Genomic DNA, 273 nt, shown 5'->3' on the forward strand with positions numbered 1-273 from the left:
AATTCTCTGGAAGTGAGAACTCCATTCCTTGATCTGGACTTTGCAGAATTCTGCATCCAATTACCGGATCAGCTCAAACTGAATGACAGCAATGATAAAATCATCCTTCGTGAAGCAATGGGTTCTTATTGGACAGAAACCATCATGGTGAAATCCGACCGAATGGCAATGGCTAATTCTCTGGAAGTGAGAACTCCATTCCTTGATCTGGACTTTGCAGAATTCTGCATCCAATTACCGGATCAGCTCAAACTGAATGACAGCAATGATAAA

1 protein-coding gene is annotated in these 273 nt (G+C 41.8%); it reads left to right on the plus strand.

Annotated elements, in window-relative coordinates; genetic code table 11:
• On the plus strand, positions 1–273 hold a 273-nt coding region (locus BOQ62_RS22195; protein ID WP_262708380.1), incomplete at both ends, for an asparagine synthase-related protein.

Origin of the sequence: Chryseobacterium sp. CH21 (assembly GCF_004119445.1) — a bacterium.
GTDB lineage: Bacteria > Bacteroidota > Bacteroidia > Flavobacteriales > Weeksellaceae > Chryseobacterium.